17 protein-coding genes are annotated in these 14367 nt (G+C 71.6%); 10 read left to right on the top strand and 7 right to left on the bottom strand.

What is annotated here, in order from left to right:
• Nucleotides 1–38: 38 nt before the first annotated feature.
• Nucleotides 39–2117, top strand: coding sequence for an HAD-IIIC family phosphatase (locus tag GFH29_RS12535; protein ID WP_153324109.1), 2079 nt, complete (start codon nt 39–41; stop codon nt 2115–2117).
• A gap of 58 nt (nt 2118–2175) precedes the next feature.
• A complete protein-coding gene (locus GFH29_RS12530) occupies nt 2176–2646 on the top strand; it encodes a tRNA (cytidine(34)-2'-O)-methyltransferase (RefSeq protein WP_153324107.1) in 471 nt (156 codons plus the stop codon).
• A gap of 16 nt (nt 2647–2662) precedes the next feature.
• Here GFH29_RS12530 and GFH29_RS12525 read toward each other — a convergent pair whose 3' ends face one another.
• Nucleotides 2663–3034 (bottom strand): response regulator transcription factor, encoded by a 372-nt coding sequence (locus GFH29_RS12525; RefSeq protein ID WP_228387464.1) that lies wholly within the window; start codon nt 3032–3034, stop codon nt 2663–2665.
• Between the two features lie 438 nt (nt 3035–3472).
• On the bottom strand, nt 3473–4516 hold the full coding sequence (locus GFH29_RS12520; protein WP_153324104.1) for an NAD(P)-dependent alcohol dehydrogenase: 1044 nt from the start codon (nt 4514–4516) through the stop codon (nt 3473–3475).
• Nucleotides 4517–4771: 255 nt separating this feature from the next.
• Here GFH29_RS12520 and GFH29_RS12515 point away from each other — a divergent pair, with 255 nt between their 5' ends.
• Entirely contained in the window at nt 4772–5164 is a 393-nt protein-coding gene (locus GFH29_RS12515; RefSeq protein WP_153324102.1) for a DUF726 domain-containing protein, read from the top strand.
• Nucleotides 5165–5407: 243 nt separating this feature from the next.
• Here the strand turns inward: GFH29_RS12515 and GFH29_RS12510 are convergent, their stop codons facing one another.
• Together GFH29_RS12510 and GFH29_RS12505 are read right to left on the bottom strand one after the other, a co-directional pair.
• Nucleotides 5408–6676: an HNH endonuclease signature motif containing protein gene (locus tag GFH29_RS12510; RefSeq protein WP_153324100.1), complete on the bottom strand. Its 1269-nt coding sequence runs from the start codon at nt 6674–6676 to the stop codon at nt 5408–5410.
• A 52-nt stretch (nt 6677–6728) separates the two neighbouring features.
• Entirely contained in the window at nt 6729–6983 is a 255-nt protein-coding gene (locus GFH29_RS12505) for a DUF898 family protein (RefSeq protein WP_323368661.1), read from the bottom strand.
• Nucleotides 6984–7057: 74 nt separating this feature from the next.
• Between GFH29_RS12505 and GFH29_RS12500 the strand changes: the two genes are divergently transcribed.
• Both GFH29_RS12500 and GFH29_RS12495 read left to right on the top strand, forming a co-directional pair.
• A complete protein-coding gene (locus GFH29_RS12500; protein WP_194289102.1) occupies nt 7058–7579 on the top strand; it encodes a 2'-5' RNA ligase family protein in 522 nt (173 codons plus the stop codon).
• 42 nt (nt 7580–7621) lie between these two features.
• Complete coding sequence (locus tag GFH29_RS12495; protein ID WP_153324096.1) at nt 7622–7999, top strand: hypothetical protein; 378 nt, start codon at nt 7622–7624, stop codon at nt 7997–7999.
• On the opposite strand, the gene GFH29_RS12490 is transcribed toward GFH29_RS12495, so the two are convergent.
• Together GFH29_RS12490 and GFH29_RS12485 are read right to left on the bottom strand one after the other, a co-directional pair.
• The gene (locus GFH29_RS12490; RefSeq protein WP_153324094.1) at nt 7996–8601 is read right to left on the bottom strand and encodes a GNAT family N-acetyltransferase; all 606 of its coding nucleotides are present in this window, start codon (nt 8599–8601) and stop codon (nt 7996–7998) included. The two genes, GFH29_RS12495 and GFH29_RS12490, sit on opposite strands and share 4 nt — an antisense overlap.
• A 39-nt stretch (nt 8602–8640) precedes the next feature.
• Nucleotides 8641–9381 carry an alpha/beta fold hydrolase gene (locus GFH29_RS12485; RefSeq protein WP_153324092.1) on the bottom strand — a complete coding sequence of 247 codons (741 nt, stop codon included), beginning with the start codon at nt 9379–9381 and terminating at the stop codon, nt 8641–8643.
• 89 nt (nt 9382–9470) lie between these two features.
• On the opposite strand from GFH29_RS12485, the gene GFH29_RS12480 reads away from it, so the two are divergent.
• From GFH29_RS12480 to GFH29_RS12470, 3 genes are all read left to right on the top strand, one after another.
• Nucleotides 9471–10472, top strand: a complete 1002-nt coding sequence (locus GFH29_RS12480; RefSeq protein ID WP_153324090.1) for a helix-turn-helix transcriptional regulator — start codon at nt 9471–9473, stop codon at nt 10470–10472.
• Nucleotides 10473–10817: 345 nt separating this feature from the next.
• Complete coding sequence (locus GFH29_RS12475) at nt 10818–11288, top strand: MarR family winged helix-turn-helix transcriptional regulator (RefSeq protein WP_153324088.1); 471 nt, start codon at nt 10818–10820, stop codon at nt 11286–11288.
• Nucleotides 11288–12121, top strand: coding sequence for an alpha/beta fold hydrolase (locus GFH29_RS12470; RefSeq protein ID WP_153324086.1), 834 nt, complete (start codon nt 11288–11290; stop codon nt 12119–12121). The genes GFH29_RS12475 and GFH29_RS12470 overlap by 1 nt, the downstream gene beginning before the upstream one ends.
• A gap of 43 nt (nt 12122–12164) precedes the next feature.
• On the opposite strand, the gene GFH29_RS12465 is transcribed toward GFH29_RS12470, so the two are convergent.
• Nucleotides 12165–12920, bottom strand: coding sequence for a YqjF family protein (locus GFH29_RS12465; protein ID WP_153324084.1), 756 nt, complete (start codon nt 12918–12920; stop codon nt 12165–12167).
• Between the two features lie 173 nt (nt 12921–13093).
• Between GFH29_RS12465 and GFH29_RS12460 the strand changes: the two genes are divergently transcribed.
• A complete protein-coding gene (locus GFH29_RS12460) occupies nt 13094–13699 on the top strand; it encodes a DUF6518 family protein (protein WP_153324082.1) in 606 nt (201 codons plus the stop codon).
• A gap of 142 nt (nt 13700–13841) precedes the next feature.
• Complete coding sequence (locus GFH29_RS12455; RefSeq protein WP_153324080.1) at nt 13842–14174, top strand: hypothetical protein; 333 nt, start codon at nt 13842–13844, stop codon at nt 14172–14174.
• Nucleotides 14175–14367 lie beyond the last annotated feature (193 nt).

Here is a 14367-nt window from a genome sequence, read left to right as displayed (position 1 = left end):
GGTCGCCGGTGGCCACCGGGATTCCTAACGTCGAGGCCATGACCTTGACGGAGAGTCGCGACGTCAGCGCGCGGCTGGCAGCGCTGCTGGCGGAGCGGATCGAGGACGTCATCGATCTCTGGGAGGAGCTGGGGGAGGCCGGCCCGACCTTCGGCTCTCCGGTCGCCGGCCGCGCCGAGGAGCGTCGGGAGCGCTACCTCCGTCCGCTCGCCAGGGTCCTGGTCGGGGCGCTCTCCGGCTCAGCCGACCATGCGGCGATCTACCTCGACGAGCGTCGCCGCTACGCCTCCGCGGAGCTCGACGCGTCGGGGTGTGCCGCGGAGTTCGGGCGCCGACTTCCCGGCGAGCTCGGCCGCCTCGCGGGGCTCGTGGCGGACCGGCTCCCGGTCGACCTCGCCCTCGAGCCGCTCGAGCAGCTGCACCGCGGACTGACCGAGCACCGGGACCCGTCCGCGCGCGTCCTGTTCATCGGCGACTGCCTGTTCGTGGAGACCCGGGCGCTGCTCGTGGCGCGCGAGCCCGCGACACCGGTGGATGTCCGGCACATCTTCTTCAGCACCCGCCAGCAGCTCGCGGAGGTCAACTCCGCGATCGTCAACGAGGTCGTCGCCTACCGGCCCGACGTCGTGGGGCTCTCGCTGTTCACCTTCGAGGGCGTCCCGCCGTTCACCGCGGCGTGGCGCGCGGCCGCGGCCCCTTGGGGTGCCCCCGGCGCGACCCGCTCGGTGGCGGGACTGGTGGAGCTCGTGCGCGAGACGATCGAGAACATCCGGTCGGTCTCCGACGCGACGATCGTCGTCCACGCACCCGGTGGCGTCCCCGTCGGACGCTGGCGTCGCCGGCTCGGCGCACTGCCCGAGCACTCGTGGGGGCAGCGACGGCTGTTGCGGGCACTGCGGGCGGGCGTGCGGGACGTCGTCGCACACACCACCAACACGATCCTGCTCGACGAGGGACCGGTCGTGGCGGCGGCGGGAGGCGCGCGCCGGATCGGCGGACCGCTCTTCGACCCGGCCGACGTGCCGGCCGGTTACTTCCACACCACCCGTCTCGGTGCCCGCATCGCCGAGGAGTACGCCGGCGTGCTGGACGACCACCGGTTGCTGGCCCGCGCGAAGGTGCTCCTGGTCGACCTCGACAACACCCTGTGGGCGGGCGTCATGGGGGAGGGGGCAGTCGTGCACGACCGGGAGCTGCAACGGCTGCTGCTCCGCCTCAAGCAGGCGGGCGTGCTCCTCGTCGCGCTGAGCAAGAACGATCCGCAGACCATCCGCTGGGACGAGCTGGAGCTCGCACCGGAGGACTTCGTCCTGCACCAGATCAACTGGGTGCCCAAGCCGGACAACGTCTCCCAGGCGGTCGCGGCGCTCGACCTCGCGGCGTCCGCTTTCGTGCTTCTCGACGACAACCCCGTGGAGCGCGCGTTGGTGACGGAGCAGGTCCCCGGGGTGCGGGCCATGGACCCGGCAGCGCCGGTGACCCGACGCGCACTGGAACGCTGGTTCGAGCTCCCGTCGACCACGCAGACGGCCGAGGCGCGCCGTCGTACCGAGATGTATCGCGAGGCCGCGGAGCGACGCTCGGCGCTGTCGCAGACCCACGACTACGCCACCATGATGCGCAGCCTGCGGTTGCGCTACGACGTCCGCCCCGCCGGCCCGCAGGACCGGGACCGGGTGCTCGAGCTGGTGCAGCGGACCAACCAGTTCAACACCACCACCCAGCGTCGCAGCGCCGCCGAGGTGGACGACCTCCTCGCCGACGAGCGGTACGGCGTGCACGTCGCCACGCTGGGCGATCGCTTCGGGGACCTCGGCGTCGTCGCGCTGGCGGTCTTCGCGCGGGAGCGTCGCGAGCTCGACGCGGTGATCATGTCGTGCCGGGCGATGGGATTCGGGCTGGAGATCGCACTGGTGAGCCGTGTGCTGGCCGCCGAGGGGCCGGGGCCGGTGACGGCGACGTTCGTGCCGACCGAGCGCAACGCTCCCGCAGCGGACCTCTTCGCGCGCGCCGGGTTCCGCGAGGTCGGCGCCCATCGGTGGGAGCTCTCCGTCGACGCAGATCGCCCCGTCGTGCCGGAGTGGTTCGGTCGACCCAGCGGCGTCGGAGGACGGTGACGACTCGCGGAGGGTCGGCCGCGGGCGGCTGGCGCCAGCGGCCGGGATACCGTGCCGCGTGTTCCACGTGATGTTCCTCGAGCCCCGTATCCCTCCCAACACGGGTAACGCGATCCGGATGGTCGCCGCGACCGGCGCCACGCTGCATCTCGTCGAGCCGCTCGGCTTCGACCTCTCCGAGCCGAAGCTCAAGCGCGCCGGGCTCGACTACCACGACCTCGCGTCGGTGGTGGTCCACCCGGACCTCGAGACGGCCCTGTCCAGCGACGCGCTCGCGGCCTCGCGGGTCTTCGCCTTCACCGCCCACGCGAGCCGCTGGCACTCCGACGTCGCGTTCGAGCCGGGCGACGTACTGCTGTTCGGTCCCGAGCCCACCGGCCTCCCCGAGGAGGTCCTGGCACACCCCCGCGTCACCGACCGGGTCCGCATCCCGATGATCCCGGGCCGCAGGTCGCTCAACCTGTCGAACTCAGCCGCCGTGGTGACCTACGAGGCCTGGCGCCAGCACGGGTACGCCGGCGCGCAGTAGGAGGCACCCGGTGCCTTCACTGAAGGCGACCGGTGAGGTCACGGGCGCCGAGCGCCCCACCGCCGGTGGGGGACCCGGACTCGTGGGCCGCGCCGAAGCCGTGGAGCACCGCCCAGGTCACGGCTTGGGCTCGGGTCCTGAGCCCGATCTTGCGGTAGGCGGTGCGCAGATAGGTCTTCACGGTGTTGACGCTGAGGTACAGCAGATCGCCGATCTCGGTGTTCGAGAGTCCCTGGGCGACGAGGCCCAGGATCTCTGTCTCCCGCTCACTCAGGCGATGGCTCCTGATGGCGCGTGTCCGCACGGTCTCCTGGCCGTCGGCGTGGCGCGGCGAGGTGTCGTGGGAGACGATTCGGGCCTGGTACCTCCCGTGGGAGAGGTCGAGCACGAGCGGTCCCTCGCGGTGTGCGTCGATTGCGGCACGTAGGGCACGCAGGTCTCCTGACAGCACGAGCGCTGCGCGAGACGTCTGGGCTGCTGAAGCGATCTTGGTGTCCATTGCGGACTCCGATGATGGTTAGCCCGAACGGATGCGTTGATTCGCAGTCCGGTACATCAATTGACCGTAACGCGTGTTGTGTACGTCACCTAAAGCCGGCGGCCCGGACCGGCTGCGCTACGTGGCCCTCGATAGTGAGCGGAGGGTCGCCGGGTTCATCGACTACCAGGAGAGCAGCGACCTGGTCGCGCTCCACCACACCGAGGTCGAGCCGCCTTCGCGGGCAGGGGAGTCGGCAGCGCACTGGCACCGGGTGGCTGCGCCACCACAGCGAGTACCGGGACCTGCTCTACAACGCGGCGCCCTCCAAGGCCCGGGGCCGGACACTCAGAGGACGACGACCGCCCGGCCACGCAGCTGCCGCGCGTGCATGCGCTCATAGATCGTGGACGCGTCGTCGAGGCTGAAGACCTCGGTCTCGACTCGGATCGCCCCGGAGCGCGCCAGGGCGAGGACCTCGTGCAGCTCCGGGATCGTGCCCCAGTACGGAGACCGAACCCGCACGTTGTAGGGCAGGGTGAGGAACCCGACCGGGACGGCGCCGTCGCCGACACCGACGACCACGATCTCGCTCTGGGCGTGCACCATCTGTGCCGCGAGTGAGGTGCTCGCCTGCATCCCGACGAAGTCGAAGACGGCGTCTGCCATCCGGCCGCCCGTGACCTCACGGACCGCCTCGATCGCGGTGTCGTCGGAGGTGAAGGCGTGGTCGGCGCCGACCTCCTGCGCGAAGGCGAGCTTGTCCTCGCCGAGGTCGAGGGCGATGATGCGGCAGGCGCTGAGCGCCTTGAGCATCTGGATCGCGAGGTGCCCGAGCCCGCCCGCTCCGATCACGACTGCGGTAGTGCCCGGGGTCAGTGCGGGCAGCACCGGCTTGATCGCGTGGTACGGCGTGAGGCCCGCGTCGGTCAGCGGCGCGGCTGCCACCGGGTCGAGCCCCTGCAGCGGGACCAGGTGCCGGGCATCGTCGACGAGGAGGTACTCCGCCATCGCGCCGGGGGCGCCGAGGCCGGGCGGCCGGATGCCCAGCTCGCCGGCGCGCTCGCAGTACTGCTCGGCCCCCGTCGTACAGGTGCGGCAGCGCCCGCAACCCCACGGGCCGTACACCGCGACCGCCTCGCCGACCTCGACGCCGGACGCGGCAGGGCCCAGTTCGGCGACGACGCCGACCCCTTCGTGCCCGAGCGTGAGCGGCAGCTCGATGCCCAGGGCGCCCGGCCCCTCCGTCGGCAGGCTCATCACGAACTCGTCGGAGTGGCACGCGCCCGCGGCCACCACCTTGATCAGCACCTGCCCGCCCGTCGGGCTGGGCGTGGGTACCTCGCGTACCTCAGGCGGCTGACCGGGTGCGATGTGCTGAAGGGCCCTCATGTCTCCTCCTACCTTCGTCGTCGGGGTGCTCGTCTGTCCGCGCAGGAAAGAGGCTAGGCCGGATCGCGCTCCTGCGCCCCGGCAAGGGAGGGGTGCCCGTCCTAGTCGCCAACGGCTTCCTCACGGAGGGCGACAGCGACCGGTGGGGCGGCTGGCGAACGATCGTCGACGCGCGGTACCCGGACTCCCCGGTCTACCGCGTGAGGTGGGGGGGCGAAGGAGCTCAGGGACCTCGGAGCGTTCGGCGGCGGGCTCGTGGCAAGGGCCGGCGGTGCCCTCACGACTCAGGGAGCAGCGGCGATCGCGACGAAAGCCGGCGCCAGGTTCCTCGGCCAAGCCATCGCCCCAGCCCTCGTGGCGGGCGACCTGGCGAGGAACCCCTGGCATGTGGCGAAGAATCGCGCGGACAAGACTGGCGTCATCCTCGGCGACCTGATCGCCCGCACCGACAGTGAGTCCTATGTGCTGATCGGGCACAGCCTTGGCGCCCGGCTCATGGTGGTTGCCGCCGAGGTTCTGGGGACCAAGCCAGGAGGGCCGCGGATCCAAGCTGCTCACCTGCTCGGCACCGCTATCGGGGCGAGCAGCAACTGGGACGCCTTGACCGCGGCAGTTGATGAAGGCGTCTACGGGTATCCGGTTGCATAGGGTTTCGGCCCGCCTCGACCAAGCTCGCTTGGGCCGCTCAGACCGGCCGTGCTTCCGCACGCCGGTCATGGGGGCTTTGAGGCACTCGGCATGACCATTTGGCCCCGGAGGTTCTGGATATACCGACGCCGCGAGGACCGCGGCACGGCTCGTTCAACGCGGTCGTCCGCGGGCAGTCCGGGACGCGCGCACCGGGCGGCGACGACCTGTCCACCTGAGCCGTGCCACTGTCGCCCGATCGGCCTAACACCGTCGGTGGAAGGTGATCTTCCCGTTCGGGAGCGGTGTGGTCTCGTAGCCGGGGTCGTGGGCGCGGGCGTGGTGGCGGGGGCAGAGGAGCCGGCCGTTGACCACGCTGGTGGTGCCGCCGCGGGACCACGGGACGTCGTGGTGGGCGTGGCACAGGCCCGGTGGCCAGTCGCAACCTTCGGCGGTGCAGCCGCCGTCGCGCAGGGCGAGGGCGACCCGGTGGGACTTGGTGTGGAACCGGCGCTTGCGGCCAACGTCCAGCGGCCGTCCCTGACCGTCGAGGACGGCGGGCACGATCCCTGCCTCACACGCCAGCCGACGAGCCTCGGTGGCGGAGATGGTCTCGCCGGTGTGCAGGTGCGCCGCGCGCAACCCGCCGAGCAGCGACTCCAGCGGCATCGTGACCACGATGGTCGCGGCGACGCCGCCGGCGTCGGGGAGCCGGTCGGTCGGATAGCGCTCGAGGTAGTCACAGAAGGCCTGCCCCATCCGCTCCGGGCCCGGCCGCCGCTCGGCCCCCGCAGCTCCGGCGCCGTTCACCGCGTGCTGGTGCTTGGGCGCCGCGATCGCGAGGAGTGCGGCGCGCAGCATCGCTGCGTGGTGGGTCGGGATGGTGAACCGGCCGTGGGTCTTGCCGTGCCCGTCATCGGACATGGTCAGCCGGGCCGCGGCACGCGCGGCGGCCTCCTCACGCTCGAGCCGTGCGGCCTCGGCGGCGTCGGCCTGCTCGGGAGCAGCCACCTCCACCAGCCGCTTCGCCAGGCGGCGCAGGGCGATCGCGTCGTGCTCGCCCGCCTGCTCCAGGAGGAACTCCTCGGCCTTGGCCCGGATCTCCTCGTCGACCACGTCGGCGGGCAGGTCATCGACCGCGTCGACGATCACCTGCGCCTGATCGAGATGGATCCGGCCAGCCGCCAACGCGCCCCGGACGCCGTCGTGATGGCCGGTGTCCAAAGCGCGGGCCAGGCGCATCAACCGGTGCGCCTCGGGACGGGTCAGGCGGGACTGATGCGCCCACCAGTTAGCCGTGCTGGTCGCCCCCACCGCGTCGCCGACCTCGACGGCATGAGCGTGCGCCGCGACCCGCAGCCGCAGCTCCTGCAACCGGTCGATCTCGGACGTCAGCTCCAGCAGTGTCGCGCCCGCCTCCGCCTCGCTCAGCGCCCACACCGGCGCATCAGCGACCGCGTCCAGGGCCTCGTGCACGCACGCCACCGCCGCGGCCACCGAGTGGCCGGATCGGGGTGCGAACGAGGGTTCCATGGACCTACTCAACCATCGACCACCGACAGTCCCGGGCAGGCGTTCTCCCAGGTCAGAGCGCCTGTGGACAACCACCCCGGAGCCCTCCGACCAGCCCGGGTGCGGCGCTCGATCCGCCCTGGCCGTCGGTGTGCTCCCACTTCCACTGCGCGATCCGCGGACCGACCCAGGGCAGGTAGATGTCGAGGGGGATCACGATGAGCAGGAACCAGAGGATCCAGCGGCCGAACAGCCCCGTCGCAGAGCCGGTGAACGCCAAGCGCTGACCGTCGACGTAGGAGTGCTTCGCGCGCCAGCGCTCCATCACGCGCGGACGCCTACGCCCGGACGGCGGCGTCGAGCCGGCGCCGCTCGGCTCCGTGCCTGACCTATCCTCCAACCGTGCCCGACCACGCTCTGGAGCTCAGCTTCGCGCCCGTCTCCGCGGCCGCGGTGGTGGCGCAGTGGGAGGCGCTCAAGGCCGCCGGGCTTCCGTCGCAGGCCGACCACCGGTCGATGACCAATGCGCCGCACGTGACGCTCGCGGCAGCCGTCGGCATCGACGAGGCGGTCGTACGCGTGGCGCGCGAGACGGTCGGGCCCTTGCTGCCCGCGCGGATCGGCCTGCGGGGGCTTGTCCTGTTCGGCCAGGGAGCCCGGGTGAGCGTTGCCCACCTGGTGGAGCCCGGCCGGGCGCTGGCTGCTGCCGTGGCGGGGATCCGGGCGCTGGTCCCCACCCTGCGCCACCCGGTCTGGACCCCGCACGTGACCGTGGCGCGCCGGGTCCCGAGGCGCTTCCTCGCGGAGGTGCTGACGGTCCTGCAGGCCACCGAAGGTCCCCGCGAGCTGATCTGTGACCGCCTCCGGTGGTGGGACCCGGAGCTCGACCTCATCGAGGACGTCGTGGTGGCCGGGCGCGGCTGAGCCACTCCACGGACTGTCGGTGCTCCCTGCGATGCTGCCGTTGTGAGTCCCCAGATCCGTCCCAGCTATCCGGTCGTTCTGCTCGTCGGACGGGAGGACTTCACCCCGCCCAGCTCGTTCGGCGACGCCAACGTCGCGGCGACGCACGACTGTCTCGCGGTCGGCCTGCGCGCCACCAGCGTCGGCCCCGTCCAGGTGCAGATCGTCCCCTCGACCGAGGCCTCCGTCGTGGACCGCCCCGACCTCGACCACCTCGGCGACTTCGAGGTGGAGTCCGAGGGGCACCTGAGCGTGCGCGACGTCCACGGCCGTGAGTACGACGCCATGGGCGTCGAAGCGGGCACGCATCGGGTCACCGTGCTCGGCACCGACCTGTCCGAGCCGGACGACGTGGTCTTCGTGGTGGCCGTCGCCTCCTAGGGCGGCGAGGTGGAGGGGTCCTCCGGTCGCCGTCGTACGACGCGCCGCCGCAGCGTGGGCGCGGCGACGACCTCGTAGCCGGCGTCGAGGAAGACCTGCACCAGCCCGACGGAGGCCTCGTCCCAGATCACGCGGCGCCCGGGCGGCTGCTCCATCGGGTAGCCCTCCAGGACGTGGGCGCCGACCTGCCGGCCGTACTCGACGGTGGCGGCGGCGAGCTCGTAGGTCAGCCCTGACCTGCGCCATCCCTTGCGTACGACGAAGCAGGTCACCGACCAGACGCCCGCCAGCTCGGGGTCCATCCGCATCCACGGCTGCTTCCGGCTCCACAGCCGGGGATAGTCCTCACGCCTCTCGACCGCCACCCAGCCTGCCGGCTCGCCGTCGACGTATCCGATCAGGCCGGACGTCGGGCCGGCCGTGCCGCAGGCGGTCTGCTCGAGCAGCGCGGCGTCCCGCTGCTCCTGGGTGGTGTCGCGCCAGATCCACCCCGGCACCTTCAGGGCCTGGCAGCGGCACTTGCGCGCGCTACCGCTGCCGAAGACGGCCTCGACGTCGTCCACGGTCGCCCGGTTGGCCGGGAGCCAGGTGAACTCGGGCATGGCCCGACCCTACGACCGGCCGGGGCTTCGCGCGCGGTACTAGCGGCCGACCGAGTCCAGCACCTCGGCGAGCTCCGCCGGCCGGCTCACCATCGGCCAGTGCCAGGTCGGGAGCTCGAGGTAGGTCCAGTCGCCGTCGACCATGTGCGCGAACACCGGTGCGTGCGGTGCCATCTGCTGCAGCTGCTCGAGACCGAAGCTGCACAGAACTCCGGTGCGCGGCAGCCGTTCCCAGGCGCCGGTGAGCGCGACCGGTTGGGTCGCGGTCAGCCAGGGCTGTGGGCGCGAGCCGTCGACCAGCGCCGCGACCGCGGCCTCGTCGACCTCGGGCACCTCGGCGGCCAGTGCGGCCCAGTCCGGCGGGGGGAGCTGCCAGCCCTGGCCCTGCGCCATGACCAGGTCGTGGTGGGCCGCGCGCGCCTCGGGACCCTCGAAGTCGGCCTGGGCGATGCCGTTGGGCAGGGGCCCTGAGTCGATGTAGACCAGGTGCGCCACCCGGTCGGGCATCCGGTCGGCGGCACCGGTCGCGACGAGGGCGCCGTAGCTGTGGCCGACGAGCACGACGTCGTGCAGGTCCTGCTGCTCGATCAGGTCCACGACGTCGTCGACGTGGGTGGTCAGATCGGTCTCGGGCGTGGCGAGGTGGGCGCGCTCGCCCATGCCTGCGAGGTCGACGGCGTGCACGAGGTGGCCGCGCCCCCGCAGCGCGTCGGCGACAGGGCGCCAGACCTCGGCGCCGAGCCAGAAGCCGGGGATCAGGACGTAGGTGGTGGTGTTCACGATGACGACGCTAGGCTGGATTGCGGGCAGGTTCCGCCCGGTATGCCGATCGATCTTGCTCCGCGACCGTCCGAGCGCCGAGGAGGGCCATGACTCGCCCCACCGCTCGCGTGCTCGCCATGCTGGAGCTGCTCCAGGCGGGTGGCCAGCGCACGGTCGGCGAGCTCGCCTCTCGGCTCGGGGTCGACGAGCGCACGGTCCGGCGTTATGCCGAGCACCTCACCGACCTCGGCATCCCCATCCAGGCGCAGCGGGGCAGGTACGGCGGTTACCGGCTCTCGCCGGGCTACAAGCTGCCGCCGCTGATGCTCACCGATGACGAAGCCATCGCCGTCGTCCTGGGGCTGACGGCCGCGGAGCGCACGGGGCTCGCCACGACCGGCGACGCAGCCACCGCGAGCGCGCTGGCCAAGGTCTCGCGGGTCCTGCCGCGGGGCCTGGGGGAGCGGCTCGAGAGTCTGCTGTCGACCGCCCAGTTCACGACCCCGGTGAGCCCCACCGCCCCCGCTGGTGCCGACACGCTCCTCGGTCTGGCCTCGGCCGCACAGGCGCGGCGCACCGTCGTGATCACCTACACCGACTGGGCCGGGCGGGAGTCGCGGCGTGAGCTCGACGTGTACGGCCTGGTCTTCCACTCCGGCCGGTGGTACGTCAGCGGACACGACCACTCCCGCGACGACGTGCGGACCTTCCGCCTGGACCGCATCGCCTCGCTCGAGCAGGGAGCCGGCTCCTACGTCGTACCTGCTGACTTCGACGCCACGACGCAGGTCGTGTCCGGCATCGCCGCGGTCAAGTGGTCGCACGAGGTCTCCGTCGTCCTGCGGACCACCCTCGCGGAGGCAGCCAAGCGGCTCCCGCGGAGCACGGGACGGCTCAGCGAGCACGCCGACGGGGTGCTCCTCGAGACGCGCGCCGAGCGCCTGGACGGCATGGCCCGCATGCTCGCGGGGCTCGGCTGGGACTTCGAGGTGATCACCCCGGCGGCCCTGCGCGAGGAGGTCCTCGCTCTGGCGGACCGCCTCCGAGCCAGCGCCGCACGCAGTGCCGTCAGCCCACGACCGCAGGTCGGCCCAACCTCACCTTCTTGACCCCGTCGGAGTAGTGCACGAGCGCCGGCTCGCCGAGGCCGGGCAGACCGACGGAGTCGGTGGGCTTCGGTCCAGGGACCGCAGGGTTGCGTGGCTCAGCGGCCACGGCTCGTGCTCGACGGGCGTGACCAGGAGGCGACCGAGGTGACGGGCACGTAGGTCCTGGGTTGGTCTCCGGAGTGCTCGACACGTCGGCCAGGCGGCGCGCGCTAACGCTGCAGCCGAAAGGGCGCGCCCGCTGGGTGCCGCGGCTCGTGATCAGTTCGTGGAATGCGACATGTCGAACACTTTGCACACTGGGAAGACGCTTGACAGCATGATTGCTAACTTGACAGATTAGTTGTCATGTCTGATCCGGGTGCAGAGCTCTACGAAGTGTTTCGCCACATTCGGCCGCTGCATCAGCTCTCGGCTCGGGTGGTCGCCGCGGGGTTGGCGCATCACGACGTGTCCGTGCCGGTGAGGGCCGTCATCGAGCACGTCCATGACGCCGGGCCGCGGACGGTCCCACAGATCGCCCGCGCGCTGTGGATCACCCGCCAGGGCGTGCAAAGGCTGGTCGACGAGGGCAAGGAGCGGGGCTACCTCGAGGCCCGGCCGAATCCGGAGCACAAGCGCTCGCACCTGATCGCTGCCAGCGAGGCCGGCCGGGCGGTCTACGAGTCGCTGCACGACGAAGAGCTGACCCGGCTGGACCGGATCGCGGCCGGCCTGGACCCCGGCGACATCGATGCCTGTGTGCGGGTGCTGGCGCACCTGGTGCACGAGCTCGGGGCGCTGGACGCCCTGCTCACCGCGACGAATGAGGGCCAGTGATGAAGCGGATCGACCTGCCCGGAGGGCACCTTGCGTACACAGAGGCCGGCTCCGGAGAACTGGTGGTGCTGCTGCACGCCGGCTACGTCGACCACACCATGTGGGAGCGTGAGATCACGCACCTCGCGAGACGCTGCAAGGTCGTCGCCCCGGATGCGCGCACGCACGGCTGCTCTTCGACGGCCACCGCCCCGTTCCGGCACTGCGACGACGTGGCCGCGCTGGTACGCCACCTTGACGCGGGACCGGCCATCTTGGTCGGTATCAGCATGGGCGCCAGCGCGGCGCTGGAGACCGCCATCGAGCACCCCGACTGCGTACGCGGCGTCGTGATCAGCGGCGCTGGGACCGGCGAACCATCCTTCGAGGATCCCTGGTCACTGAAGCTCCTCGGCCGCCTCGAGCGGGCCATCGCCGAGATGGACCCTCCGGCCTGGATCGAGGCGGAGCTGGAGTTCGCGGCGGGACCACGGCGAAACCTCGCCGCCATGGACCCGGGCATCGTGGCCCGGCTGCGCGTGATGCACGAGCACTTCGCATCGACCCATGTGGTCGTCCCTGGCGTCACCCCGCCAACTCCAGTAGCCGAGTCCTGGTCCCGGCTCGGCATGGTGACCGTCCCGGTGCTGGGCATCGTGGGTGAGGAGGACTCCGCTGACCATCACCGGATGACTCGCCGCGCCGTCACCGCAGTCCGGGATGGCCGCGGGGTCGCCACGATCGCTGGCGCTGGGCACTACCCCAACCTCGAGCGTCCCGAACAGTGGGCGCAGATCGTCGACGCCTTCCTGGCCGACCTGGGCATCCCCAGGCCCGCCGATGAATCGGCGTAGCACCCTGGACGATCGTCATCGCCCCGATCGAGCATGGCTGGGGTCAGGCCACGACCGCAGGCCGGCCCAACCGCACCTTCTTGACCCCGTCGGAGTAGTGCACGAGCGCCGGCTCGTCGAGACCGGGCAGACCGACGGAGTCGGTGAGGTTCTGCTCCAGGGACCGCACGGTCGCCCGTCGCAGTGGCCACGGCTCGTGCTCGACGGGCGTGACCAGGAGGCGACCGAGGTGACGGGTGTAGGCACGCCAACGACTGGTCACCCAGATGTCGAGGTCCGAGGGCACGATCGCCTCTCCCGGTTCGATCTGGAGCCGGTAGGTCTCGTGTGAGCCTCTCCTGGAGCTGCCATAGGTGACCGCGCGCCCGTCGTGCTCGACCGACATCTTCGCGCCGTGGTACGGCGCCCCGACCGCCGCCCTGATGGCGGCCGCGAGCGCAGCACTGCCGACGTCGATGGTCAGGAACCACAAGCCGTCACGTCCGTCGGGTCCCCTCACGTAGGTCCTGAGGTTGGTCTCCGGAGTGCTCGACACGTCGGCCAGGCGGGGGAGCCTCTTCGATCCCGGGACGCGGAGGTCACCCGAGAGATCGGGAAGGCCCAGGGGGCGCATGTTGCCCATCACGAACGGGGTCAGGCCCACCCACGCCGATCCGTCGTACACGTCGACCTCCAGTCCGGAGGGAAGCAGCGCCTGGACTCGCTCCGGGGCGACGCGCCAGTGGACGAACGTCAGCGAGTCCCACGACGCCCGCAACATCGGGGCGGAGACGTGTTGTTCGGCAGTGACACTGACCATGAGGCGATGCTCCCTTTTCGACGAACGTCAGCGCCCCGTGGTCGCCGACCGGGATGCAGAAGTCGCGGTGTGCCGGATGGTCATCTCCTCCGCTGGTACCGACCTCCTGGACCCAGGTACCGCGTGTACCCGAACCGCGCCGCTCACCCACCTCCGGCGTCGACGATGGAGCCGTGAACGCCTCTCTCCGCACCAACTTGTCCGCCCCGGCCGTCGTCGCCGCAAGCCTGCTGCTCGGCGGCCTCACCTCCTGGGCCCAGGGCGTGCTGCCGGACGCGCTGGCGTCGTTCGCGAACTCGCCGTCCGGCTGGACCGTGCTGACCGCGCTGCTCGTCGCCGCCGCGCGGCCGTCGCTGACCTGGGGCGCAGCGCTCGGGGCCGTCTCGTTCGTCACCCTGGTGCTGGGCTACACCGTCGCGTCACAGCTGCGCGGGCTCTCCTACGACCCGGTGTTGTGGAGCGTGGTCGGCGTCATCGCCGGCCCGTTCGTCGGTGCGGCGGCCGCCGCGATCGTGGGGCGCCGCGTCGTCCAGGCTGCGCTCGGCGCGGGCTCGCTCGCGGGGGTGTTGATCGCCGACGGCATCTATGGCCTGACCGTCGTCAGCTCCGAGACCAGCCCGATCTACTGGACCCTGTGCCTGGCGGCCGGTGCCGCGCTGGTGGCAGCCACCGCCGCACGCCTGCGCACCCCTCGCGCCGCGGCCGGCGTGCTCGCCAGCGCGGTGGCGGCCACCGGGGTGCTGAGCCTGGGGTACGGCGTGCTCAACGGGGTGTCCTGAATCGTCCACCGAGCAGCAGGACCCGTCGCCCCTCGTCCTGGACCCGGCCACCGATCTGTTGACGGCGTACGACCTGGCCGCGCTCTCCACAGCCTCGACGACGGGCATTGCGCGGCCGGTCGGGTGCCCGCAGCCTTGTCCGATGGGCTACCAGACCGACTTCATCGGATACCTCCAGCTCGAGCCCGCGCTCGGGCCGCGCGAGATCTCCTTCATCAACCGGATCTCCGGCTCGCCGTTCCTGCACGAGTCCGGAGGTGCTCTCCGCGTGGCGGAAGAGGACGACGCCGTACTTCGAGAGCTCCTGGCGAAGGCCCCGCGCGGCTGGTCCAACTGGGCGGTGTGCCCCCAGGGATGCTGTCTGAGCTACGACGGGGGCGACAAGGCGAACCACATGGTGCCGTGGCTCAAGTTCCTGATGGCCACCTTCCTCGTGCCGGGTGCGGTCGCCGAGGGCATCAGGGGGATCACGTGACCACGTCGTGACAGGCATGGTCGTCGGCTCTCGGCGCGACACTCGGGAGCTCTACTCGATCACGGTTCGCGACAACGACGTGCAGGTCGAGCTGCTGTGGCCCGGCAACCCGCAGTGGAGCGACTACCCGAGCCTTGCGTATCAGATCGAGATCGACCGGTTTCCGGGAGTGGGTGACGGAACGGACCGCCCG

Origin of the sequence: Nocardioides sp. dk884, from assembly GCF_009557055.1 — a bacterium.
Lineage (GTDB): Bacteria > Actinomycetota > Actinomycetes > Propionibacteriales > Nocardioidaceae > Nocardioides.
This window is presented reverse-complemented; position numbering and strand designations above follow the sequence as displayed.